This window comes from Acinetobacter sp. YH01019 (genome assembly GCF_013420285.1).
GTDB lineage: Bacteria > Pseudomonadota > Gammaproteobacteria > Pseudomonadales > Moraxellaceae > Acinetobacter > Acinetobacter gandensis.
The window spans coordinates 1-1157 of record NZ_VOYM01000193.1 but is presented as its reverse complement, the minus strand read 5'-3'; the positions used below and the strand labels follow the sequence as shown (position 1 = coordinate 1157).

1 protein-coding gene and 1 pseudogene are annotated in these 1157 nt (G+C 59.8%); both read left to right on the top strand.

What is annotated here, in order from left to right; genetic code table 11:
* Positions 1-18 precede the first annotated feature (18 nt).
* Positions 19-834, top strand: coding sequence for a sulfonamide-resistant dihydropteroate synthase Sul2 (sul2, locus tag FTT84_RS17895; protein ID WP_001043260.1), 816 nt, complete (start codon positions 19-21; stop codon positions 832-834).
* An 86-nt stretch (positions 835-920) separates the two neighbouring features.
* Positions 921-1157: pseudogene (glmM, locus tag FTT84_RS17890) on the top strand (phosphoglucosamine mutase); the annotation flags it as partial.

Sequence of the window (1157 nt, the reverse complement as noted above, 5' to 3'; positions counted from 1 at the left end):
ATTATTATAGAAGCCCCCATGAATAAATCGCTCATCATTTTCGGCATCGTCAACATAACCTCGGACAGTTTCTCCGATGGAGGCCGGTATCTGGCGCCAGACGCAGCCATTGCGCAGGCGCGTAAGCTGATGGCCGAGGGGGCAGATGTGATCGACCTCGGTCCGGCATCCAGCAATCCCGACGCCGCGCCTGTTTCGTCCGACACAGAAATCGCGCGTATCGCGCCGGTGCTGGACGCGCTCAAGGCAGATGGCATTCCCGTCTCGCTCGACAGTTATCAACCCGCGACGCAAGCCTATGCCTTGTCGCGTGGTGTGGCCTATCTCAATGATATTCGCGGTTTTCCAGACGCTGCGTTCTATCCGCAATTGGCGAAATCATCTGCCAAACTCGTCGTTATGCATTCGGTGCAAGACGGGCAGGCAGATCGGCGCGAGGCACCCGCTGGCGACATCATGGATCACATTGCGGCGTTCTTTGACGCGCGCATCGCGGCGCTGACGGGTGCCGGTATCAAACGCAACCGCCTTGTCCTTGATCCCGGCATGGGGTTTTTTCTGGGGGCTGCTCCCGAAACCTCGCTCTCGGTGCTGGCGCGGTTCGATGAATTGCGGCTGCGCTTCGATTTGCCGGTGCTTCTGTCTGTTTCGCGCAAATCCTTTCTGCGCGCGCTCACAGGCCGTGGTCCGGGGGATGTCGGGGCCGCGACACTCGCTGCAGAGCTTGCCGCCGCCGCAGGTGGAGCTGACTTCATCCGCACACACGAGCCGCGCCCCTTGCGCGACGGGCTGGCGGTATTGGCGGCGCTGAAAGAAACCGCAAGAATTCGTTAACTGCACATTCGGGATATTTCTCTATATTCGCGGTTCAGCAGGCATGTCCCCTTTGAGGGCGACCCGACGACAGGATAATCGACCTTATGGTGCGCAAATATTTCGGCACAGACGGTATTCGTGGCAAAGCCAACGAAGGCGCGATGACGGCGGAAACCGCCTTGCGCGTCGGCATGGCGGCTGGCCGTGTCTTTCGTCGCGGTGACCACCGCCATCGTGTCGTGATCGGCAAGGATACGCGCCTGTCGGGCTATATGCTTGAACCCGCGCTCACAGCCGGTTTCACCTCGATGGGCATGGACGTATTCCTTTTTGGCCCGCTG

Excerpts from the sequence above, each read along its gene's own strand:
- sul2 (WP_001043260.1), top strand. The coding sequence starts at position 19 with ATGAATAAATCGCTCATCATTTTCGGCATCGTCAACATAACCTCGGAC.